The following is a 22,917-nucleotide window of genomic DNA, read 5'->3' as shown; positions in this document are numbered from 1 at the left end:
GGAGAACCGTCATGCCTTTTCGAATCCTGCCGTTGCTCCTGCTCGCTGTGATGGGCGTGGTGATCGCTGCCGAGATCAACTACCCGCTCGATGCGCCCGCGCCGGACGGGCGTCGGCCCGGCGGTACCCTGACCCAGAACTCGCCGGCTCCGCCCATCGCCAATGAAGAAAACAAAGACCTCAAACGCGAACGCAATTACCCGGACCAGCCGCCCACCATCCCCCACACCATTCGCGGTTATCAGATCGATATGAACGGCAACAAGTGCCTGTCCTGTCACAGCCGGGCCGCCAGCGCACGGACGCAGGCGCCGATGGTCAGCATCACGCACTACATGGACCGCGACGGCCAGGCCCTGGCGGCGGTGTCACCACGGCGCTACTTCTGCAACCAGTGCCACGTGCCGCAAACCGACGTGCTGCCACTGGTGGGCAATAACTTCGAGAACATCGACAAAATACTCCAAGAAGACGCCAACGCTGCGCAGAAACCCTGAGGAGGCAACATGAAAGCATTGTTCGCCATGCTCAAGGACTATTGGGGCATTCTGCGCCGGCCGAGCCTCTACTACAGCCTAGGTTTCCTGACGCTGGGGGGCTTTATCGCCGGGATCATTTTCTGGGGCGGTTTCAACACCGCGCTCGAGTTGAGCAACACCGAGAAGTTCTGCATTTCCTGCCATGAAATGCGTGACAACGTGTTCGTCGAACTCAAGGACACGATCCACTACACCAACCGTTCCGGCGTGCGCGCCAGTTGCCCTGACTGCCACGTGCCCCACGAATGGACCCACAAGATCGCGCGCAAGATGCAGGCTTCAAAAGAGGTGTGGGGCAAGATTTTCGGCACCATCGACACCCGCGACAAGTTCCTCACCCTGCGCCGCGAACTGGCCGAACACGAGTGGGCCAGGCTCAAAGCCAACGACTCTCGCGAATGCCGCAACTGCCACAACTTCGAGTTCATGGACTTCACCCGCCAGAGCAAGCGTGCGTCGGCCATGCACTCGACGTCGCTGGCCAAGGGCGAGGCCACCTGCATCGACTGCCACAAAGGCATCGCACACAAACTGCCCGATATGAGCGGGGTGAAAGGCTGGTAGTCAGTCCCTTATATTTCAGCAGATCTCTGTGGCGAGGGGATTCAGCGAAACGTCGCACCACGTTGGGTCCCGAGCGGCCCAGCGTCCGGCTAAATTAATCGAATTGTCCGATTGGCGACTGCTGCGCAGCCGAGCGGGAGCAAGCTCCCTCGCCACAGATTTATCGCCCGACCGAAGATCTACTGAGTGAGCAAAACTTGTCAGTCCCGGTCTTTGGTCGTGCGGATCAGGTTGTCACGCAGTTTCACGATGGCCTGCTGCATCTGCACGAAGTCGTCAGGGTTAAGGCCGGTTTGCGGGAAGCCGTCTTCCGAGAGGCCTTCACGCAGTTTGCGCCCCTCTTTTGTCAGGCTGATACGCACTTGGCGTTCATCTTCCGGGTCGCGCCGGCGCAGCAGATACCCCATGGCTTCCAGCTTCTTCAGGATCGGCGTGAGGGTGTTGGATTCAAGAAACAGCTTTTCGCCGAGGCTGCCGACGGTCTGGTTGTCTTCCTCCCACAACGCCACCAGGGTGATGTATTGGGTATAGGTCAGGCCAAGCCGTTCGAGCATGGGCTTGTAAGCCTTGCCGAAAGCAAGGTTGGAGGAATACACCGCGAAACACAGGAAGTCGGACAGTTTGAGATCGAGGGTGGCGGTCTTTTCAGGGGATTTCATGAGCATTCTCTGTGGCCAAAGACGGGGGGACTGCATGGCCCGACTATACATCGCATGCGATGGTATCGGAAGTGCTCACCCTGCCCTCCGGTCGCGCGGTCCGGATCATTTTCACCCGTGACGATGAATGATCCGGACCGGGCCTTTCTGCTCTACCCAACGGCAATCAGGCCTTCGATGCCGCTGGCTCGTCACTTACCGCAGCGATTTGAACCCGTCGCGCACTTCCCGGGAGAAAAGCGCCGGCTGCTCCCACGCCGCAAAGTGGCCGCCTTTGGCCACCCGGTTGTAATGCACCAGTTGCGGATAGGCCTGTTCCGACCAGCTTTTCGGCGCCTCGTACAGTTCATCCGGAAACACACTGACCGCGACCGGGATGTTGACGCCCTTGACCGCAAAGAACGTCGACCGGTTCTCGTAATAGAGCCGGGCCGAGGAAATCGCCGTGTTGGTCAGCCAGAACAGGGTGATGTTGTCGAGGACGTCATCGGGCGTGAGGCCTTCCGGTTGTCCGTCAATTGAACGCGCGATCATCTCGTAGCTTTTCGGATCGTGATCGAGCATGAACGCCGCCAGACCCACCGGCGAATCGCTGAGGCCGGTCAGCGATTGAGGCCTGTCGCCCATCATGATTGCGTAGCCGATGTGCTTGTAGGTGAAGGCGAGTTGTTCAGCGGCGCGCTGCTCCTCTTCGCAAAGCCCCGTAGGTACCGGCTCGCCGCGAAACAAGGCGGCATCGATGTCAGGCGGGATAACGCCGGCCATGTTGGTATGAAGACCGATCAGGCCAGGCGGCGCTTTCACCCCCATCAGATCGACCACAATCGACCCCCAGTCACCGCCCTGCGCCCCATACCGGGTGTAGCCGAGACGTTGCATCAACTCGATGTAAGCATCGGCGATGCGCTCGGGATTCCAGCCGGCGGCGGTCGGTTTCTCCGAGAAGCCGTAACCGGGCATCGATGGAATCACCAGGCTGAACGCCTCGCTGGCACTGCCGCCGTGCGCCGTGGGATCGGTGAGTGGCCCGATGACTTTCATCAACTCGATCACCGACCCGGGCCAGCCGTGCGCCATCAGCAGCGGCAACGCGTTCTCGTGTTTTGAGCGCACGTGAATGAAATGGATATCCAGGCCATCAATCTCGGTGATGAAGTTTGGCACTGCGTTTATTTTGGCTTCGATAACGCGCCAGTCATAGGTAGTCGCCCAGTGCTCGGCCAGCTTCTGAATCGTTGCCAGTTGTACCCCTTGGGATGAGTCATCGACGGTTTGCCGGTCCGGCCATCGGGTGGCCTGGATGCGTCGGCGCAACTCTGACAGTTCTGTCTCCGAAGCGCTGAATTGGAAAGGACGTATCTCGGTGGAAGCGATCGTTGTTTTTGTTGAAGGGCTAGTCATGCGTCAGTCCTGGGTGAACAAACGGGTCACCGTGAGTTCGGGTTTTATAAGGAATCAGATACAACTATGTGACGTAACTATCTGACAGGACTGATTTTATAAGCGTGAACAAGGCGCCGATAAGAACGGAAAAACCGATCATGTCCGGGTTATCCGCACACCCTGCTGCGCCGCTCGTCGTCACGCAGGCACATTGCTTTTGACATCCGTAAGCCAATGGCTGATTATTTATACATCGCATGCGATCTAATCGATCGCGATAATAGACCCTCAGGAAATCCAGTCATGAGCACCCCACACCGCCACACCCTGACCTTTTCTGCCGCTCACACTGCCCATGGCCACAACGGCAACAACTGGATCACTGCTTCATGAAGCTGACCCAGCTCCGGGCCTTTTGCTCGGTGGTCGACAGGGGCAGCTTTCGTTCGGCGGCACGCGCACTGGACGCGGCCCAAAGCACGTTGACTGACTCGGTGCAGAGCCTGGAAAGAGAACTGGGGGTCACCCTGTTGATGCGCTCCAACCAGGGGATCAGCCTGACCCTGGCCGGCAAGGTGTTCCTGAGCCGGGCGCGCTCGATCATGCTCGATTGCGATCGCGCTGTTCTGGACGCACGGCAATCGAACGGGATGGCCGAAGGGCAGATCGCATTGGGTGTCACCGCCGAGCCACTGGCTGCGTGCCTGATGCCAGTCTTCAGCAGTTTTACCGGACGTTTTCCCAACGTGCGACTTCATGTCGCCAGTGGCAGGACGAACAGGCTGATCGAGATGATTCGCGCCGGCCACCTCGACTTCGTGATGTGTCCCGTGAGCCCTGATGACTGTGATATCGACTTGCACATCGAGCGGCTTTTCAGCTCGAAAAACAGCGTCATTGCGCGCAAGGGCCATCCCTTGGCGAATGCTCGCTCCGTGCACGAGCTGACCGATTGCCAGTGGATCAGCGTGCGGCCGGCGGGGACCACCGGCAGCGCGGAGGATCATCTGACCGAGCTGTTCAATGCCCAGGGTCTTGCGCCGCCGAAGATCGCGATCACCACCGAATCGCTGCTGGAAAGCCTGCACATCGTCGCCGAAACCGATTACCTGACCCTTGAGCCCGGCATGCTTGTCGACATGAAGTTGTTTTCATCGTCGCTGGTCAGCCTTGCGCTCCGGGAGCCATTGGCGTCGGGTGAGGTGTGCCTGATCAGCCGGCGTGTGTCGCCCTTCTCCCGAGTGGCACAAGAACTGACCAGCATGCTGATTTCTTACTCGCGTTTGCGTCACCGGGCCAAGGCCTGATCAGGTCCGGGGTTCTCAGCCAATGACGTTCGCGTACACCGCCCGGTCAACATTCCCGCCGGACAGAATCACCCCGACTTTCCTGCCTTCCATCCCTGCCCGCTCCTGCATGAGTGCGGCCAGCGCCGCAGCCCCGGCCCCTTCTGCCAGATTGTGGGTATCGGTGTAATACACGCGCATGGCTTCGGCAATTTCGTCGTCGCTGACGGAAACGATCCGCGTCGCCGCTGCCCCGTAAATGGCAAACGCATCGGCAATCGGTTTGCGCACGGCCAGGCCGTCGGCAAAGGTATTCGCCGAGGCGGTTTCGCAGAGGGTTCCGGCTTCGAACGACAGCTTGGCCGCCGCCGCTTCAGTGGAAACCACGCCCACCACTTGGGTCTTCAGGCCCAAGGCGTCACGAGCGGCAATCACGCCACAAATGCCCGATCCGCAGCCGATGGGTACATAGACGGTATCGAGGTCCGGCGCCGCGTTGAACAGCTCCAGGGCATAGGTGGCCACGCCCTTGACCAGCTCGCTGTGGAATGGCGGCACCAAAAACAGCTTGTGCAGGTCCGCCAAGCGTGCGGCCTCCTCGCGGGCCTCATCGAAATCACGACCACACTCGACCACTTCGCCGCCGAAGCCGCGCATCGCATTGTTCTTTTCAACCGAGTTACCGACCGGCACGACGATCAATGCGCGCAAACCCGCAGCACGGGCCGCCAGCGCCAGGCTCTGGCCGTGATTGCCGCGGGTCGCGCTGACAATGCCCGTCACGTTCGGATGCTCGCGTTTGAGCCAGTGCATGAAGGTGATGCCGCCGCGCACTTTGAACGCACCGGTCGGCGTGTGATTTTCGTGCTTGACCCACACCGTGCAGCCCAACCGCTCGGCCAGCAATGGCCAGGCGTACTGGGCGGTGGCCGGCATGACTTGATACACGTGGCGCGCAGCTTGTTCGATATCGTCGCGGGTAATTCGGTGCATGAGTCGTCTCCCAGAGGTTTGACCTACTCTAACCTCGCACGCACGGTGTCGGCTTTCAGAAAACTGACCTGACTTTTGCCTCGCCTCTTCACTACTATGGTGCTCATGAAACCTCAAAATCGCCTGAAACCAGCGCTATTGCCCGAGACGGTCCGCCGTGTCGAGGCCGGCCCTTGGGCGATCGAATTGTTGCCCGGTTGCGCCTACGCCACCCGCTACGTCGCGAGTCAGTCAGCCGTCGGCTTTGCCTTCGACAGCCAGCGCGGCCTGCACGCCATCGGCAGCGACCGCGTGCAGCCCTTTGTCGCCATGCCCAACGGCCTGGCGTTCGTCCCCGCCGGCTGTGACGTCTTGTCCGAATCACCCCAGGGCGGTGAATACCTGCGGCTGATGCGCACCGATGGCACGCCCTTGGCCGGAGAACGTGCGTTCAATAATCGAATTGACCCGCACGCCATCGCCCTGGCGCTGCGCATGCGCGCCGCGTTGTTGCACGCCGAAGTGGATGATGATTGGGAAATGTGGGCACTTGCCCTGGCTGAACGGGCGAGCGGTCATGACGGGTTTTCGGCGCCGCAGCCACACGCCATCACCGGCAGCCGCCTGCGCCTGCTCGATGAATTTATCGACGCCGGCCTCGATGGCCCGCTGGCGGTACCGGCGATGGCGGGTTTATTGGAATTGTCCGAAGGCTATTTCATTCGCGCGTTCAAACACGCGACGGGCAAAAGCCCGCACAGCTACTTGATCGACCGACGCCTGGCCAAGGCCCGTGCGCAAATGCGCGACTCACGCGCCACGCTCTCGCAGATCGCGCTCAGCTGCGGTTTCAACTCCCAGGCGCACATGACAACCGTCTTCAAGCAGCGCCTTGGCGTCAGCCCCGCGCAACTGCGCAAGCGGCGGCCGTAAAGCAGACGGGTCAGCTGAACCGACGACAGCCACTGCGGACAGCCGGCCGGTTCAACGTCGTCAACCCGGTCGTTTACAGATCAGTGATTTCCTTGTGGCGTGGCACCAGCAATTTCATCACGCTCCACGCCACCAGATAGGCGCAGGCGCAGATGGCGAACATGATCATGTAGCCGGTGTGGATGTCGTTGATCGATTTGTAGTAGTCGAACACCCAGCCGCCGATCTTGGTCATCACCACGCCGCCCAAGCCGCCGGCGAGACCGCCAATGCCGACCACCGAAGCGATGGATTTTTGCGGGAACATGTCGGACACGGTGGTGAAGATGTTGCACGACCACGCCTGATGCGCCGAGGCGCCTACGCCGATCAACAGCACCGGCACCCAGAAACTGATGTAGCCCAGTGGCTGCGCCAGCAATACCAGCAGCGGGAAGAAGGCGATCACCAGCATGGCTTTCATGCGACCGTCATACGGCGCGTCGCCCCGGGCCATGAAGTAGCTCGGGAACCAGCCGCCGCCGATGCTGCCGACCATGGTCATGCTGTACAGCACGGCCAGCGGCCACACGATGGCCTGGCCCTTCATGCCGTATTGCGCCGACAGATAGGTCGGCAGCCAGAACAGAAAGAACCACCACACGCCGTCGGTCATGAACTTGCCGAAGGCAAATGCCCAGGTCTGGCGGTAGGTGAGCAGCTTGAACCACGATACTTTTTTCTCGCTGGCGCCCGGTGCCGGGGCGGTGATCACCTGCGCGTCGCTGCGGATGTAAGCCAGTTCCTCGGCCGAGAGGCGTTTTTGTTTTTCAGGTTTGTCGTACAGCGCAATCCACACCGTGACCCAGACGAAGCCCAACAGGCCGATCACGATGAACGCCGCTTCCCAGCCCCACAGGCCGGCAATCAGCGGTACGCAGATCGGTGCGAGGATCGCGCCGACGTTGGCGCCCGAGTTGAAGATACCGGTGGCGAAGGAGCGTTCTTTCTTCGGGAAGTATTCGGCCGTGGCCTTGATCGCGATCGGGAAGTTACCCGCCTCGCCGATCGCCAGCACGGCGCGGGACAGCATGAACCCGGCGATCGACACCGGGATCACGGCCAGGCCGAAGGCACTGCACACCGCCGCGATGCCCTCGCCCATCGGCACTGAAAACGCATGCATGATTGCGCCAGTCGACCAGATGCTGATGGCGATGACGTAGGCCTTGCGGGTGCCGATTTTATCGACGAAACGGCCCGCAAACAGCATGGAGATCGCGTATACAAACTGGAAGACCGAGGCGATGTTGGCGTAGTCGCTATTACTCCAGCCAAACTGCGTCGACAAATCCGGCGCCAACAGGCTGAGCACCTGACGGTCCAGGTAATTGACCGTTGTGGCGAAAAACAGCAACGCACAGATGGTCCAGCGATATTTGCCGACGGCCTGGCCGACACGTTGCGCATTGATGGGCTCGTTCAGATTCATGGCATCACTTTATTATTGGATTGTGGTGATGGTCGCTCGGTGTCAAGCGAGACCAGTCGTGTCATGAAGCGTCGCCAAAACGCGATGGGCACGCGTCAAGGCAGGCTGGCGTTCACTGCCAGTCGGAGCAGGGTTATCGGGGATTTGGCGGTAGGCCTTTAAACGAAGCAGATGAAGCGGCACGCAGCAAAGCGAGAAAGCGAATTGTGTTCATGAGGAGACCCGGTTCTTATTTTTAGCGTTGTAACAATGTGTGTCGTCGTACAACTGTGTCTTTTATAGCGATTCCTCTACCCGGTTGTCAATCGCGGAAATGGCCGTTCGTCTCAACGGGCAACCCGGCCACAGCGCGTTATCACTGAAGCGCGCCTATATGACGGCCCCGAAAAATTCTGTCTACTATAGTCGTACGACAACGCACGTCTCTCAATGTGGGAGCGAGCTTGCTCGCGATGGTCGTTAACGATAACGCGTATTTTCTGGATAAACGCGTCGCCCTGAAGTCCATCGCGAGCAAGCTCGCTCCTACAGTGATTCCAGGATCATTTGACCAGGCGTATTTCCTTGGACGGCCGGTAGCCGAAATACGAGCTGTAGCACTTGCTGAAATGGCTCGGCGAGACAAACCCGCACGCCACCAGCACCTCCACCTGGGACAGTTCGGTGTGCTGCAGCAACCGTCGCGCTTCGGTGATCCGCAATTCCATGTAATAGCGCTGCGGCGTGGTGCCCAGTTGTTCCTTGAACAGCCGCTCCAGTTGGCGACGGGAACGGCCGGCATAGGTTGCCAGTTGCTCCAGCTCCAAAGGCTCTTCGAGGTTGGCGTCCATCAGCTTCACCACCTCGCGCAACGGCGCGCTGACACAGACATTTTCCGTTGGCTTGATGCGCCGGTAGCGCGACTCTTCGAACGCGAGAATGTCTTCAATGCCTTCGATGAGGGCCTTGTCGTGCAAGCCCTTGATCCAGTCCAGCGCCATATGGAAGGCACCCGACGGACTGGACGCCGTAAGCCGGTCCCTATCGATCACGTAAGGTTCGCTGGTGACGTGCGCCGCTTTGGCCACTTCCGCCAGTGCTGGACGATGTTCGGGGTGAATCGCACAACGATAGCCGTCCAGCAATCCCGCATTGCCGAGGAACCATGCGCCATTCCATAACCCGGCGAGGCTGACGCCGTGCCCGGAAGCATGCCTCAACAAGCTGATCAACTCGTCACTGGTCTTCAGCTCAGTCCGGTAGCCGCCGCAGATGACCAGCAGGTCCAGGTGCTGAATCGCCGAACAATCGATCCGCGCATCCGGGCGAATGATCAGGCCCAGATCACTGACTACCTCGCCCTCGCTCAAACCGAAGGTTCGCGATGAGAACAATCCGGGACGCAGAAGATTGGCGGTGACTATCGTATCCAGCGCCTGGGTGAACGCCGGCAACGAAAAATGCTCGAGCAGCAAAAAGCCGGTCCGGGTCATGTGAACAGGCTCGTCGGGGTTATCGTTCAAATAGCGAAGATTCTTGCCCTTCATGCCTCCGCTAAATTGGCGTCGTTCGATCAAGGGTGGGTCACCTGGTCAGGTTGATGAAGGGTCGGTCCGGGCGCTCAGGATATCGCAAAACCGTCTACGCTCCTCCCATCGATTCCTCCAGAGGCAGCGCCATGATCCGCACGTTGTTGACCGTTTCCCTGCTACTCGTGCTCGGCCTCCCCGCCCATGCCGACATCACGCCGTTCCCCTCCTCGTTTCGCACCCAGGACATCCCGGTAGAAGGTGCGAAAATCCACGTACGCGTCGGCGGTAAAGGGCCCGCCGTGGTGCTGCTGCATGGCTTCGGCGACACCGGTGACATGTGGGCACCCCTCGCCGCTGACCTGGCCCGGGATCACACCGTGGTGGTGCCGGACCTGCGTGGCATGGGGTTGTCGTCGATTCCGGACGGTGGCTATGACAAGAAGACTCAGGCGGGCGATGTCCGCGCGGTACTGGCCTCGTTGGGTATCGAACATTCGGTGGTCATCGGGCACGATATCGGCACCATGGTTGCCTTCGCCTACGCCTCTCGTTACCCGCAACTCACCGATCGGCTGGTGGTGATGGATGCACCCGTGCCGGGAATTACGCCGTGGAACGACATCGTGCGTTCGCCGATGCTCTGGCACTTCGACTTCGGTGGCGCGGATGCCGAGCGCCTGGTGGCGGGTCGTGAGCGCATCTACCTCGACCGCTTCTGGAACGAGTTCGCCGGCGACCCGACCAAAGTGGACGAAGCCACCCGTCAACACTACGCCAGACTCTACGCACGCCCCGGCGCGATGCACGCGGCGTTCGCCCAGTTCCGCAGCATTCGCCAGGACGCGGTAGACAACGAAGCCTCGATGAAGAACAAGCTGACCATGCCGGTGCTCGCGGTCGGCGGGGAGAAATCCTTCGGCAACAACGAAGCCATCGTCATGCGCAATGCCGCGGACAATGTCACCGAAGTGGTGGTGCCAGGCGCCGGTCACTGGCTGATGGAAGAAGCGCCGACGCAGACCATTGCCGCGATTCGCACCTTTATGGAGAAGTAGAGCCACGGCTGCGGGGGTTCAAACGGATTGAACCCCACGCGTCATGGTGTTTTCGAAACTCTATCAGCGCCGATCCGTCACCCACCAAGGCGCCTTTGGAGAGGAAATCCCGATGAACAATCGACTTCTGCTTTTGATCGCCTGCCTGAGCCCGACCCTGGTATTTGCCGAAGGCTGCGACGTGCTGACCCGCTCTCAAAGCCCCTCCGTGCCGGTGGTCGAATCCCATAGCTGCTACGAATACGAAGGCATGCCGGTCAATGCCATCGACTGGTCATGCAGCAATGAGAGCAAGGAAATGCTCACCAGCACCAAGAAAAAAGTCGCGCAGTGCGACGATCATTATCAGGCGACCTGCGTCGCCACCCTGACTCAGGAATCCTTGGCCAATCCTCACTCCACCAGCAAGGACAAGAACGCCAAGTCGCTGAACATTCCCGACAACGCCCAGGTCACGACGTATTACTACGACGCCGAGCACTTGAGTCAGGTGAAAGTGGATTGCGAGTCGGGTGGTGGACACTGGAAACCCAAGTAACGACTGCCGCAGGTTTGCCATCGGCACGTTCTGGTGTATCACAGTGTGTCTGACTACCCCGTAGATACATGAGTTTTCACCGAGCCTGCAATCCGACACAGGCCAGATACGTCGCCGCGTTCAAATGCCAGCAAGGTTACAAGGGATCAGCCAGACCCCCTGGCCAACGGCTTGCAACGGAGACATCCGCATGAAGATGGCACTGCACAACACCCCCGGCAAATCCAGCCGCCGTTTGCTCGGTTCGTCGCTCCTCGCGTTATCCCTGTTCGGCATCCTCGGTGCGGCCCACGCACAAACCACCGCCGCCGCGCCGCCAGAGGCGATCAAGGCCGGTGCCACATACGCGCCCTCGCCGTTCGGCCCTTTGAAGTACATCAATGCGGGTCTGCTGAACGTGGCCTACGCTGAGACCGGCCCCGCGGATGGGCCGGTGGTGATTTTGCTGCACGGCTGGCCGTACGACATCCACAGCTATGACGAGGTCGCGCCGCTGCTGGCCGCGAAAGGCTATCGGGTGTTGATGCCGTATGCGCGCGGCTATGGCGACACGCATTTCCTGTCTGAAAAAACCCTTCGCAACGGCCAACCGGCGGCGCTGGCCAGTGACGTCATCGACTTCATGGACGCGCTGAAAATCAAACAGGCGGTGCTCGGTGGTTATGACTGGGGCGCACGTACGGCTGGCATCGTCTCGGCGCTGTGGCCGGAACGGGTCAAGGCGCTGGTCTCGGTCAGCGGCTATCTGATCGGTAACCAGGCCGCCGGCAAGAACCCGCTGCCACCCAAGGCTGAATTGCAGTGGTGGTACCAGTTTTACTTTGCCACCGACCGCGGTCGCGCCGGGTACGAGAAAAACACCCACGATTTCGCCAAGTTGATCTGGCAGCTGGCTTCGCCGAAATGGGCGTTCGATGACGCTACGTTCGACCGCAGTGCCAAGGCGCTGGAAAACCCCGATCATGTCGACATCACCGTCTTCAACTACCGCTGGCGCCTGGGGCTGGTCCAGGGCGAAAGCCAATACGAAGCCTTGGAGCAAAAACTCGCCACGGCGCCGTCGATCAGCGTGCCGACCATCACCCTCGAAGGCGATGCCAACGGTGCACCGCACCCTGCGCCCGAGGATTACGCCAAGCGCTTCACCGGCAAATACGAGTTCCGCCTGATCAGCGGCGGCATTGGCCACAACCTGCCACAGGAAGATCCGAAGGCATTCGCCAAGGCGGTGATTGATGCGGATCATCTTTAAGACTTGAGGCGATTTTTATTCGCGGGATCCGCAGTCGGATAGCAAACTGTGCGGTCACAGTCGAAGATGACGATCCGTCTTCGACTGTTTCCCTTTTTGCTGGATGCTGCTGAATGAATACGAATCGCCGGCTGTGCCTGGTCCTGGGCGACCAGCTCTGTTTCGACCTGGCTTCATTGACCGAGCTGGACAGCGAGCACGATACGGTGCTGATGGTCGAGGTGATGGAGGAAGCCAGCCATGTGCCCCATCATCCGCAAAAAATCACCCTGATCTTCAGTGCCATGCGCCACTTTGCCCAGGCATTGCAGCAGCGTGGCATCCGTGTGCAATACGTCACGCTCGATGACCCGCGAAACAGCGGTTCGGTGCCGAGTGAGTTAAAGCGTTGGCACTCGCTGTTGCAGCCGGAGGAACTGCACCTGACCGAGTGCGGGGACTGGAGGCTGGAGCAGTCGTTGAGAGACTGCGGTTTACCCATCCAGTGGCATGACGACACTCGTTTTGTCTGCACACGTGGCGAATTTTCGGCGTGGGCCGAAGGCAAAAAGCAGCTGCGCATGGAGTTTTTCTACCGTGAGATGCGGCGCAAAAGCGGGTTGCTGCTCAATGGCGACGGCACGCCGGTGGGCGGCGCCTGGAACTTCGATGAAGACAATCGCAAGGCGTTACCCAAGGGCGTAAAAGCCCCCTACCCGGCGCGCTTTTCGCCGGACTCAATCACCCGGGAAGTCATTTCGCTGGTGAGGGAGCGCTTCAGCAGCCACTACGGATCTCTCGACTCCTTCGATTATCCGGTGACCCACGCCGATGCCCAGGTGTTGTGGGAATACTTTCTGGATTACGGCCTGGCGGGGTTCGGCGACTACCAGGACGCCATGGCCAGCAACGAGCCCTTCCTGTTTCACGCCCGGATCAGCGCGGCACTTAATATTGGTTTGCTGGATGTGCGTCAGCTGTGCAGCGACGTGGAGTCGGCATATTGGTCAGGCCGCGTCGCATTGAATGCTGCCGAAGGCTTTATCCGCCAACTGATCGGCTGGCGCGAATATGTGCGTGGCGTTTATTGGCTGAAAATGCCCGATTACGCCGATGGCAATGTATTCGGCAACACCAGAGCGCTGCCCGAGTTTTACTGGACCGGCGAGACAAACATGAATTGCATGCGCCACGCTATCGGCCAAAGCCTGGAACATGCCTACGCCCACCATATCCAGCGACTGATGGTGACCGGCAACTTTGCCCTGCTCGCCGGCATCATCCCCAGCCAGATCTGCGAATGGTACCTGGCGATCTACATGGACGCTTTCGACTGGGTCGAACTGCCCAACACCCTTGGCATGGTCATGCACGCCGATGGCGGTTATCTGGGCTCCAAGCCTTATTGCGCCAGTGGCCAGTACATCAAGCGGATGTCGGACTACTGCCGCGACTGTGCGTACAAGGTGAGTGAGAGCACCACGGACAATGCCTGTCCGTTCAATTCACTCTACTGGCATTTTCTGATGCGCCACCGCGACCTTCTGCGCGGCAACCAGCGCATGGGCATGATCTACAAAAACCTCGATCGTATGCCTGACGCCAAACAGCAAGCGCTCTGGCAACGCGGCCAGACACTGCTTGCCAGGCTCGATGCCGGGGAGTCGATTTAAAGCAGGACAACTTACCTGGCAAAAAAACAAAATTGCCATGTGTTTCCTTCGTTCTTCCATACGTCGCAGTGTTCACTGCCCGTTCTTACGTCTGGAGTTATCTCGATGCCCTCGCCCACATCCCTGCCTGCTGCATTGCTGGGGCTGGCCCTTGCCTGTCCGGCCATGGCCGAAGCCCAGAGCCTGGAATTGGGGCAAGTGCTGATTAACGCACAGGACCAGAGCGGCGAAGACCAGTCGGTGGAAGACGCCAAGGCCCGGCTGGCCGAGGTGCCCGGCGGCACCAATGTGGTGGACATGCGCCGCCCGTTGCAGGGTCGCGTGGCCAGCAACCAGGATGTGCTGGCTTATCAGCCTGGGGTGTATGCCCAGTCGGCGGGCAATGAAGGGGTGAAGATTTCGATCCGCGGCTCGGGCCTCAACCGTGCACCCGGCGCCCATGCCTCGGGGTTGTACACCCTGCTCGACGGCCTGCCGCTGACCGGTCCCGGCGGCACACCCTATGAATTGCTCGAACCGCTGTGGCTCGATCACGTCGAAGTGCTGCGCGGTGCCAACGGTTTCGACAAGGGCGCATTGGCCCTGGGCGGGGCCATCGATTACGTCAGCCGCACCGGCTACAACGCGCCGAAGTTGCAGGTGCGCTACGCGATGGGCAGCCACGGTTATCTCCAGCGTCAAGTCAGCTCCGGGCAGGTGCTGGGCAATTTCGATTACTACGTGGCGATGACCGACGCGCGCGCCGATGGCTATCAGGACCACACCGCCAGTGACAGTCAGGGGGTGATCGCCAACTTCGGTTATCGCTTCAACCCGAACCTGGAAACGCGTTTCTACTTGCGCTATCGCCAGACCGACAACGACCTCGCCGGGCGGGTGACCAAACGCTCCATCGAGCACGACCCACGGGCGGCCAACCCCGCGTACGTGGCGCGGGACGACCGCCGCGAGCAACCGGGCAGCACCTTTATCGGCAACAAAACCACTTGGTACATCGATGACGATTCGAGCCTCCAGACCGGCCTTGTCTACCACGACTACCCGATGGACCTGCGCGAAGGCCCCAACCGTCTGAAAGTGGCGTACGCGGATGTCAGCGGCACCTTCGACTACAAACGCCGCGACACCCTTTGGGGGCTGGAAAGCCAGAGCACCCTGGGCCTGCGCGTGACCAAACACCTGCCGAATGCCGGCGCCAGCGAGCTGGTGCGTATTCCTGCCGGCAATACCGCCGGCTACGCGCCGGGCACGCACATTCGCAACTTCACTTATCAGGGTTCGGACACCGTCCTGCATGTCGGCAATGACCTGGAAATCGCCGATGACCTGTGGCTGACCACCGGCCTCGCCGCCATTTACACCCGCCGCGAAAGCGCCGTCACCTACCCTGAAGGCGGCGGCAAGACCAGCCTGAGCGACTGGGACTACGCGCCACGGTTGGGCCTGCGTTACCAGCTGACGCCGGACCTGCAAGTGTTCGGCAACCTCAGCCGCTCGGTCGAAGCGCCCCATCCCTGGTCGCTGATCTACAGCTCCAACATTCGTTTCCCGGCCGGCAGCGGTGTCGCCACCGGCGCCCAGCGCGATCCGGTCACGTTGCAAAACCAGACCGCGACGACTCTGGAGGTCGGCGGCCGTGGCGACAGCGCGATGGGGCAATGGAGCCTGGCCTGGTACTACGCTCAGGTGCGTCACGAATTGCTCTCGGTCCTGCCTGACGCCAACGCCACCACGCCCTACGAACTCAACGCCAGCCCCACCGTGCACCAAGGCGTGGAAGCCAGCCTGCAGAGCAACCTCTGGTCGCGCGATGATGGCGGCCAACTGAGCCTGCGCCAGAGCTACACCTTCAGCGATTTCCACTACCGCGACGACGAGCGCTTCGGCGACAACCGCCTGCCGGGCCTGCCGATGCACTACTACCAGGGCGAACTGCGCTACGACTGGCCCCAGGGTTTCTTCGCCGCGCTCAATACGCAGTGGGTGTCGAAAGTAGCGGTCGATTATGCCGACAGTTACGACGCCGATCCTTACGCGCTGTTCGGCGCAACCTTGGGCTACAACGCGCCCAAGGGTGACTGGCAGACGTGGCTGGACCTGCGCAACCTGACCGACAAGCGCTACGCCGCCACCGTCACGCCGGGCTACGATGACAAAGGTCTGGACGCTGCCAGGTCGACGCCGGGTGAGGGTCTGGCGATGTATGTCGGGGTGTCGTGGAGTCTGCGCTAACGCCTTGGGCAAGATCACTCAAGGGCGGCCACCGCGTTCTTCGAGGACGCGCTCGCGCAACGTGTCGAGAAACAGTTTAAGCACCGGCGAGTCATCGTCTGCGCGGTAAGTGGCGTACAACGGCACTTCCGGCAACGCCGGGGTCAGGCGACGGAACACCAGCCCCGCGGGCGCCATCTGCTCGATGGACGCCGGTAATAACGCCACGCCAAAACCGGCCTGCACCAGGCTGAGCAAGGTTTGCACCTCGATCACCTGCTGGCGGATCTGGGGAGTAAAACCGGCCTTGATGCAGCACTGATAGAGAAAATCGGCAAACCGCGACTGCTTCAGTTCCAGTGCCACGAACGGCTCCTGCGCCAGGTCGGCCGGTGCCAGGATTTCGCGACGGGCCAAAGGGTGATCGGCGGGCATGACCACACGAATCGGCTCATAGATCAGCAGTTCGTTGCGCAACTGCGGATCGTCATAACCGACCCGGAACACACAGGCATCGATGCGTTTCTCCTTCAACGCCATGACCTGCGCCGCCGGTGTCATTTCATGCAGACGCCAGGCCACCTGCGGATAGCGCTCGCGAAACAGGTGCAAGGCCCGCGGCAGCACGCCCACCATCACCGAACTGATCATGCCGATTTCCAGCTCGCCCAACTGCCCGCGTCCGGTCTGACGTGTCAGGTCCAGCGCGCGGTTCAGTTGTTCGAACACCAGCGGCGCCTGTTCCTTGAGCATCTGTCCGGCCGCCGTCAGCTCGACCCGGTGATGGCTGCGTTCGAACAACGGCGTGCCCAACTCTTCCTCCAGCAGCCGAATCTGCTGGCTCAGCGGCGGCTGACAGATGTGCAGACGCGTGGCCGCCCGACCAAAATGCAGCTCTTCGGCAAGGGCCATGAAATAACGCAGCAATCGCAGGTCCATGACGGCTTACCCCAAGGCCAGTGGCGTCGAACGCTGGCGCACCCCGGTCAGGCTGAACAGGGCATTGGCAATGGCCGGGGCCACCGGCGGGCTGCCCAGTTCGCCGACGCCGCCGGGTTTGTTCGGCTCACCCTCGACCAGCAGGATGTCCACCGCCGGCATGTCAGACATGCGGGCCACCCGATAGTCATGGAAGTTGCTCTGCACCACCCGCCCCTGTTTGATGTCCATGCGGTCGAACAGCGCGTGCCCGAGGCCCCACATCAGGCCGCCGTAGATCTGCTCTTCGACACCGCCCGGCGACACGGCCAGGCCGCAATCGACCACGCAGGTCAGCTTGTCGACCTTGATCACGCCGTCCTGCTTCGACAGCCGGGCAACCACCGCAATGAAGCTGGTGTAACCCTGAGTGGTGGCGATGCCCAAGGCCGTGCCTTGCGGCAATGGCTGGCCCCACCCGGCGCGCTCGGCGGCGCTTTTAAGCACCGCGACGTGCCTGGGCCGGTCGTGCATGTTGGCCAGGCGAAATGCCAACGGATCCTGCCCACCACTGTGGGCCAGTTCATCCATGAAGCTTTCGACGGCGAACACATTGGGAATGAAGCTCACCGAGCGATACCAGCCGCTGGGCACGTGGCTTTCATGCTTGACCCACACCAGGTCGAGATTCGCCGGACGATAGGCAAAATCCCAGGCGGTGATGGCTTCGGTGGTGCTGTAGTCCATGTGGTCCGGGCGCTCGAAATAACCCGGTTCCCACTGTTCCGGTGACGCCGGCGACACCGCGTTGAGTTGCAACGCCGTCAGGCGCCCTTCGGCGTCCAGCGCTCCCTTGGCCCGGTGCAACGTCGCCGGGTGCATGAACAGCGAGCGCATTTCGTCTTCGCGGCTGTTCATCAATTTGACCGGCACCTTGGCCTGCTGCGCCAGGTACGCCACTTCGAACAGCCAGTACTTGGCCTCTCGCGCACCGAAACTGCCGCCGGAGACCATTTCGTTAATGGTGACTTTGTCCTTCTTGATCTTGCACACCGTGACCGCCGCTTCCAGCGCCGACGACGGCACCTGCACGCCGCCCCAGTAGGTAATACCGCCGTCCGCCACCTGCGCGGTGATGCACACCGGCTCCAGCGGGTTTTGCACTTTGTACGGCATGCGATAGTCGGCTTCGAGCAGCTTCGCCGCGGTCGGCCATTGCGCGGCGACGTCCCCCGCCGCCATCGCGCTAACCCTTTGCGCAGTCTTGTCGTCGATGGCTGCAGCCTGCGCCGTGGCCAGTTGATCGCTGTCGAACCCGGCCAGCGGCGAGTCGCTCCATTGCACCTTCAATAGTTCGCGACCCTGTTGGGCGGCCCAGTAAGTATCGGCCAGTACAGCGACGCCTTCCTGATTGCCACCGAGCACGTCGGGGCGGCCCGGAATCGCGATCACCTTGCGCACGCCCGGCACTTGCAGCGCGGCGCTGGAATCCACCGCCAGCACTTTTGCGCCGACAACGGGTGTGCGTTGGATCACTGCCACAAGCATCTGCGGCAATACCACGTCGATGCTGTATTTGAAGCGCCCGCAGACTTTGGCTGCCGCGTCCCGTTTGTGCCGCAACTTGCCGATGTACTTGAACTGCGCCGGGTCCTTCAGCGTGACCTTGGCCGGGGCCGGCAACTGCGCGGCAACGCCGACCAATTCACCGTAGCCGAGGCAGCGCCGACTGGCGGAATGCAGCACGCGACCGTCTTCGGTGGTGCAACTGTCGGGGCTGACTTTCCACTGCTTTGCCGCTGCCGTGATCAACACTGCACGAGCCGTGGCACCGGCCAGGCGCAGGCGATCGTATTCGAGGGAAACACTGGTGCTGCCCCCCGTTGAAAACACCTTCCAGACCGGATGAATGTAGGTCTCGAAGAACGGGTTTTCCGGCGAGATCACCTGCACAGTCATCGGGTTGACGTCGAGTTCCTCGGCCACGCACGCGGCCAGCGCGGTGTGGGTGCCGGTGCCGGAATCGTGCTTGTGCACCACCAGTTTCACCGTGCCGTCGGGCAGGATGCGAACCCAGGCATTCGGTTCGAATTCACCTGCCGCCGCCGGCACATTGTTGTCTGTCGCCGCGAGGCCCGAAGGGAGATAAAACGCAATCGCCAGGCCGGAAGCGACCGTGGCCGTCTGCTTGAGAAAAATGCGCCGTGGCTGGTTGACCTGAGTGTCGTCGATAACCGTCATCACGCCTCCTTCGGCGCAGCAGCCGCGCGCTTGATGGCTTTGTTGATGCGCCCGTAAGTGCCGCAGCGGCACAGGTTGCCGGACATGGCGTTGCGGATCGAGTCGTCGGTCACCGCTGCCCCGGTGTTGAGCAGCGCGGCAGCGGACATGATCTGACCGGATTGACAGTAACCGCATTGCGGCACATCTTCGGCAACCCAGGCCAATTGCAGCGGGTGCTGTTCGGTGGCGGACAAGCCTTCGATGGTGGTGATGCGGTGTCCCGCCACGGCCGCGACCGGCAGTTGGCAGGAGCGCACCGCGACACCGTCCAGGTGCACGGTGCAGGCACCGCACAAACCCATGCCGCAACCGAACTTGGTACCGGTGAGTTTCAAGTGGTCTCGCAACACCCACAACAAGGGCATGGAGGGCGATGGCTCGACCAGCTCGTGTCGTTCGCCGTTTACCGTGAATTCGATCATTGTCAGGCTCCAAGAGAGCGGCCCGTCTTTGTGCAGGCCTGGTCGCCGATTATTGGGAGCCCGGGCAAAAACCGGCCAGCGACAATTTCTGCCATCCTGTGTAAGTAGGACTAACAGCATGTACAAGCGATACCCGTCGGTGCAGTCCATGAGCGCATTCATCCAGGCCGCGCGCAGCGGCAGCTTCTCCAGCGCCGCGCGCAAACTCGACCTGACCCACAGCGCGATCAGTCAACAGATCCGCAGCCTGGAAGACTTCATCGGTCAGCCGCTGTTCATCCGCGAAGGCGGCGGCAGTAACCTGACCGATGCCGGGCAACTGTTTGCCAGCGTGCTGTCCGACGGCCTGGCGCAGATCGACCGGGCGCTGTCCTCGATGAAGAACCGCAGCGTCGCGCAACGGTTGACCCTGGATGTCGACAGTGAATTGGCGCAGAGCTGGCTCAATCCACGGCTGCCGGAACTGCTCGATTTGTTGCCTGACCATGAAGTGGTGCTGCTGTCGATGCCGCGCTCGGATCGCAGCTCGTTCGAGCGCGTGGACCTGGCGTTGCGCTACGGCTATGGCGATTGGGACGATTGCGAGATGACCCAGATCTGCGGAGATCGAGTGACCGCCGTGGCCTCCCCGGCGCTGCTTGAGCGACATGGCTTGCAGGTGCCGATTACGCCGGCGCAGGTGCTGCAATTGCCGCTGCTGGGCTATACGCGACGCTCGTGGATTCCCTGGCTGGAGGCCTCCGCCATGGCGCCGACCGAGCCGAATGCGCGGGTGATCTTTGACAACGCGGCCAACCTGATTGCCGCCGCCGAGGCCGGGGTTGGCGCAGGGCTGGTGCGCGGTTTGCTCGCGGCAGATGCGTTGCGTGCAGGGCGGCTGGTGGAGCTGAACGACGCGCAGATTGCGGCGCATTACAACTTGTATGCGGTGTGGCCGCCGGGGCACGGCGAACGGGTGGCGCCGGTTGTTGAGGTGATCAAGCAGTTGGCCGCGCAAACCTTGGCATAGATCAAAAGATCGCAGCCTTCGGCAGCTCCTACATGAACCTGATTCCCCTGTAGGAGCTGCCGAAGGCTGCGATCTTTTCAGCGAGTACGACGCGTCGACGTACGAATGGCCAGGATGAAGGTCGATATCGAACAGGTATCAACCCCTCGCCCAATTAATATTGTACGAACCCAACCCCCTCTTCCAATACTCCTCCCCAAGCAGCCAGCGTCCCGAGCCGGATGCGACCAGGCGAGGGAATGCGCAGCAATGCGCATAGAAATGGCCGATTGCCCCGGACGTGGCTGCTGCGAACCGCAAGGTTCCCTTCCCCGCTATCAGGAGATCGACTTCAATGATCATCGATATCAGTTGCTATCCCACCGATCTGGTGGACCTCGCCTGGAGGCATGACGGTGACCCGTTCACCGGCGAGCGTCTGCTGGAGATGATGGATGGCCCTTACATGGTCAACGGCAAACCTCGCCGCATCGACAAAGCCTTCATCCAGCCACCCCAGGGCAACACCATTTACACCTGGACCGACGGCGACCTCAGCGGACGCGAGTCCATTGATGCCTACATGGCCTACACGCTGAAAATGGTCCAGACCTACCCGGATCGCTTCATCGGTTGCTTCGTCTACAACCCGCGCTGCGGCGTGGAAAACGGTGTCGAGGCGATTGAGCGCTACGTCACCGAACACGGCTTCAAGATGGTTCAGATGCAGGCCAACATGCACGCTTATCGCCCGGACCGTGCGCTGGACTGGGTCCGTCCGTGCTTCGAGAAATGCGCCGAACTGGGCATTCCGGTCAAGCTGCATACCGGCGACGGGCCGTACAGCATCCCTTCGGAATGGGTGCCGATGATCAAGGAATTCCCCAACGTCGATTTCATCATGGCGCACTTCGGGGTGCAGACCGGCGGCGTCTATGTGTTCGAACCGATGCAATGGGCGATGGAATTGCCCAACGTCTACTGCGAATCGGGCTGGTGCCTGCAATCGCGGATCGTCGAATTCGCCAAGGTCTTGCCAACCCACAAAATTCTCTTCGGCACCGACACCCCGCCGAACGAGCCGGGCATGTGGTTGCGTCTGCTGGAAGTGCTCTGCCACGAGCCGCCGCAAGGCCTGAATCTCGACGAAGACACCCTCGAAGAATACCTGGGCAATAACACCGCACGGATGATCGGCCTCGAACCGACCCCGCCGCCACGTTCCGTGTCCGAAGCCGAGGCGCAGTTGAAGCGCCCTGTCACCACCCAGCTGGCCAGGAGTTGAACCGATGATTATCGATACCCATCTGCACCCCACCAATCTGGTCGACGAGGCCTGGCGCCACACCGGCGAACCGTTCACTGGCGAGCGCATGCTCAAGCTGATGGACGGCCCGTACATGATCAACGGCAAACCCCGCCGTATCGACATGGGTTTCATCCAGCCGCCACCGGGCAACACCGGCTATCGCGACGGCAACCGTCGGGGCCGCGAAGGCGTGCGCGACTACATGTCCTACGTCGCCGAGCTGTGCGTGAAATACCCGGACCGCTTCATCGGCAACTTCAACTTCAACCCGCGCTGGGGACCGGAAAACGGTGCAGCCGAGCTGGAATTCCACATCAAGGAATACGGCTTCAAGATGCTCAAGCTGCACGCCAACATGCACGGCTATCGTCCGGACCGGGCGCTGGACTGGCTGCGTCCGGCGATGAAAGTCTGCGCCAAGTACAACATCGTCGTGCTGATCCACACCGGCGACGGCCCGTACACCATTCCGACGATGTTCTACCCGATCATCCGCGAGTTCCCGATGGTCAACTTCATCATCGGTCACTTCGGCATCCAGACCGGCGGCAACTACTCGTTCGAGGCGTTCTGGATGGCCATGGACACGCCGAACGTGTACTGCGAATCCGGTTGGTGCTTCCAGTCGCGGATCGTCGAGTTCGCCAAAGAGCTGCCGCGCGACAAGATCGTGTTCGGCACTGATTCGCCGCCGAACGAACCAGGCATGTGGCTGCGCGAACTCGAAGTGCTGTGTTCGCCCGCGCCGCAAGGGCTGGGGATTGATGAGGATCACCTTGAGGACTACCTGGGCAACAACATCGCCCGGTTGTGCGGCATCGAACCGACACCGCCACCCAAGGACCTGGCCGAGGCGGACATTCGCCTGACCACCACCTATCTCTGAACCCAGGCACAAACCCTGTGGGAGCGGGCTTGCCCGCGATGGGGTCCGGACATTCAGCATCGATGTCGAATGACCCACCGCCATC

20 protein-coding genes are annotated in these 22,917 nt (G+C 61.0%); 12 read left to right on the top strand and 8 right to left on the bottom strand.

Annotation, left to right across the window (positions count from 1 at the left end):
- Positions 1 to 11: 11 nt before the first annotated feature.
- The gene (locus F8N62_RS17390; RefSeq protein WP_150711823.1) at positions 12 to 497 is read left to right on the top strand and encodes a nitrate reductase cytochrome c-type subunit; all 486 of its coding nucleotides are present in this window, start codon (positions 12 to 14) and stop codon (positions 495 to 497) included.
- A gap of 9 nt (positions 498 to 506) precedes the next feature.
- Positions 507 to 1,103 (top strand): cytochrome c3 family protein, encoded by a 597-nt coding sequence (locus F8N62_RS17385; protein WP_150711822.1) that lies wholly within the window; start codon positions 507 to 509, stop codon positions 1,101 to 1,103.
- 200 nt (positions 1,104 to 1,303) lie between these two features.
- Here F8N62_RS17385 and F8N62_RS17380 read toward each other — a convergent pair whose 3' ends face one another.
- A complete protein-coding gene (locus F8N62_RS17380; protein ID WP_150711821.1) occupies positions 1,304 to 1,762 on the bottom strand; it encodes a MarR family winged helix-turn-helix transcriptional regulator in 459 nt (152 codons plus the stop codon).
- Positions 1,763 to 1,957: 195 nt separating this feature from the next.
- Positions 1,958 to 3,163, bottom strand: a complete 1,206-nt coding sequence (locus tag F8N62_RS17375) for an epoxide hydrolase family protein (RefSeq protein WP_150711820.1) — start codon at positions 3,161 to 3,163, stop codon at positions 1,958 to 1,960.
- 371 nt (positions 3,164 to 3,534) lie between these two features.
- Here F8N62_RS17375 and F8N62_RS17370 point away from each other — a divergent pair, with 371 nt between their 5' ends.
- Positions 3,535 to 4,452: a LysR substrate-binding domain-containing protein gene (locus F8N62_RS17370; protein WP_150711819.1), complete on the top strand. Its 918-nt coding sequence runs from the start codon at positions 3,535 to 3,537 to the stop codon at positions 4,450 to 4,452.
- A 15-nt stretch (positions 4,453 to 4,467) separates the two neighbouring features.
- Here the strand turns inward: F8N62_RS17370 and F8N62_RS17365 are convergent, their stop codons facing one another.
- On the bottom strand, positions 4,468 to 5,424 hold the full coding sequence (locus F8N62_RS17365; RefSeq protein ID WP_150711818.1) for a threonine dehydratase: 957 nt from the start codon (positions 5,422 to 5,424) through the stop codon (positions 4,468 to 4,470).
- Between the two features lie 96 nt (positions 5,425 to 5,520).
- Here F8N62_RS17365 and F8N62_RS17360 point away from each other — a divergent pair, with 96 nt between their 5' ends.
- Positions 5,521 to 6,336, top strand: a complete 816-nt coding sequence (locus tag F8N62_RS17360) for a helix-turn-helix transcriptional regulator (protein ID WP_412071979.1) — start codon at positions 5,521 to 5,523, stop codon at positions 6,334 to 6,336.
- 73 nt (positions 6,337 to 6,409) lie between these two features.
- On the opposite strand, the gene F8N62_RS17355 is transcribed toward F8N62_RS17360, so the two are convergent.
- Both F8N62_RS17355 and F8N62_RS17350 read right to left on the bottom strand, forming a co-directional pair.
- On the bottom strand, positions 6,410 to 7,807 hold the full coding sequence (locus tag F8N62_RS17355; RefSeq protein WP_150711816.1) for an MFS transporter: 1,398 nt from the start codon (positions 7,805 to 7,807) through the stop codon (positions 6,410 to 6,412).
- A 542-nt stretch (positions 7,808 to 8,349) separates the two neighbouring features.
- Positions 8,350 to 9,333: a GlxA family transcriptional regulator gene (locus F8N62_RS17350; protein ID WP_150711991.1), complete on the bottom strand. Its 984-nt coding sequence runs from the start codon at positions 9,331 to 9,333 to the stop codon at positions 8,350 to 8,352.
- Positions 9,334 to 9,464: 131 nt separating this feature from the next.
- On the opposite strand from F8N62_RS17350, the gene F8N62_RS17345 reads away from it, so the two are divergent.
- The 5 genes from F8N62_RS17345 (at position 9,465) to F8N62_RS17325 (ending at position 16,047) form a co-directional block, all read left to right on the top strand.
- The gene (locus F8N62_RS17345) at positions 9,465 to 10,373 is read left to right on the top strand and encodes an alpha/beta fold hydrolase (protein ID WP_150711815.1); all 909 of its coding nucleotides are present in this window, start codon (positions 9,465 to 9,467) and stop codon (positions 10,371 to 10,373) included.
- A 112-nt stretch (positions 10,374 to 10,485) separates the two neighbouring features.
- Positions 10,486 to 10,911, top strand: a complete 426-nt coding sequence (locus tag F8N62_RS17340; RefSeq protein ID WP_150711814.1) for a hypothetical protein — start codon at positions 10,486 to 10,488, stop codon at positions 10,909 to 10,911.
- A 190-nt stretch (positions 10,912 to 11,101) separates the two neighbouring features.
- Positions 11,102 to 12,163 (top strand): alpha/beta fold hydrolase, encoded by a 1,062-nt coding sequence (locus F8N62_RS17335; RefSeq protein ID WP_150711813.1) that lies wholly within the window; start codon positions 11,102 to 11,104, stop codon positions 12,161 to 12,163.
- Between the two features lie 113 nt (positions 12,164 to 12,276).
- Positions 12,277 to 13,815: a cryptochrome/photolyase family protein gene (locus F8N62_RS17330; protein WP_150711812.1), complete on the top strand. Its 1,539-nt coding sequence runs from the start codon at positions 12,277 to 12,279 to the stop codon at positions 13,813 to 13,815.
- 105 nt (positions 13,816 to 13,920) lie between these two features.
- Positions 13,921 to 16,047 (top strand): TonB-dependent receptor family protein, encoded by a 2,127-nt coding sequence (locus tag F8N62_RS17325; protein WP_150711811.1) that lies wholly within the window; start codon positions 13,921 to 13,923, stop codon positions 16,045 to 16,047.
- Between the two features lie 18 nt (positions 16,048 to 16,065).
- Here F8N62_RS17325 and F8N62_RS17320 read toward each other — a convergent pair whose 3' ends face one another.
- From F8N62_RS17320 to F8N62_RS17310, 3 genes are read right to left on the bottom strand one after another with little or no spacing between them, the layout of a single operon-like run.
- Positions 16,066 to 16,965 (bottom strand): LysR substrate-binding domain-containing protein, encoded by a 900-nt coding sequence (locus F8N62_RS17320; protein ID WP_150711810.1) that lies wholly within the window; start codon positions 16,963 to 16,965, stop codon positions 16,066 to 16,068.
- Between the two features lie 6 nt (positions 16,966 to 16,971).
- Entirely contained in the window at positions 16,972 to 19,185 is a 2,214-nt protein-coding gene (locus F8N62_RS17315) for a xanthine dehydrogenase family protein molybdopterin-binding subunit (protein ID WP_150711809.1), read from the bottom strand.
- On the bottom strand, positions 19,185 to 19,649 hold the full coding sequence (locus tag F8N62_RS17310; protein ID WP_150711808.1) for a (2Fe-2S)-binding protein: 465 nt from the start codon (positions 19,647 to 19,649) through the stop codon (positions 19,185 to 19,187). Before F8N62_RS17310 ends, F8N62_RS17315 begins: the two co-directional genes overlap by 1 nt.
- 118 nt (positions 19,650 to 19,767) lie before the next feature.
- Here F8N62_RS17310 and F8N62_RS17305 point away from each other — a divergent pair, with 118 nt between their 5' ends.
- From F8N62_RS17305 to F8N62_RS17295, 3 genes are all read left to right on the top strand, one after another.
- Entirely contained in the window at positions 19,768 to 20,658 is an 891-nt protein-coding gene (locus F8N62_RS17305) for a LysR substrate-binding domain-containing protein (RefSeq protein ID WP_150711807.1), read from the top strand.
- Between the two features lie 334 nt (positions 20,659 to 20,992).
- Positions 20,993 to 21,922 (top strand): amidohydrolase family protein, encoded by a 930-nt coding sequence (locus F8N62_RS17300; protein WP_150711806.1) that lies wholly within the window; start codon positions 20,993 to 20,995, stop codon positions 21,920 to 21,922.
- 4 nt (positions 21,923 to 21,926) lie between these two features.
- Complete coding sequence (locus F8N62_RS17295) at positions 21,927 to 22,832, top strand: amidohydrolase family protein (RefSeq protein ID WP_150711805.1); 906 nt, start codon at positions 21,927 to 21,929, stop codon at positions 22,830 to 22,832.
- The last annotated feature ends 85 nt before the right edge of the window (positions 22,833 to 22,917 follow it).

This window comes from Pseudomonas fluorescens, from assembly GCF_902497785.1.
Lineage (GTDB): Bacteria > Pseudomonadota > Gammaproteobacteria > Pseudomonadales > Pseudomonadaceae > Aquipseudomonas > Aquipseudomonas fluorescens_BO.
The sequence above is the reverse complement of the archived record's forward strand: the minus strand, read 5'-3'. Positions and strand labels throughout refer to the sequence as shown.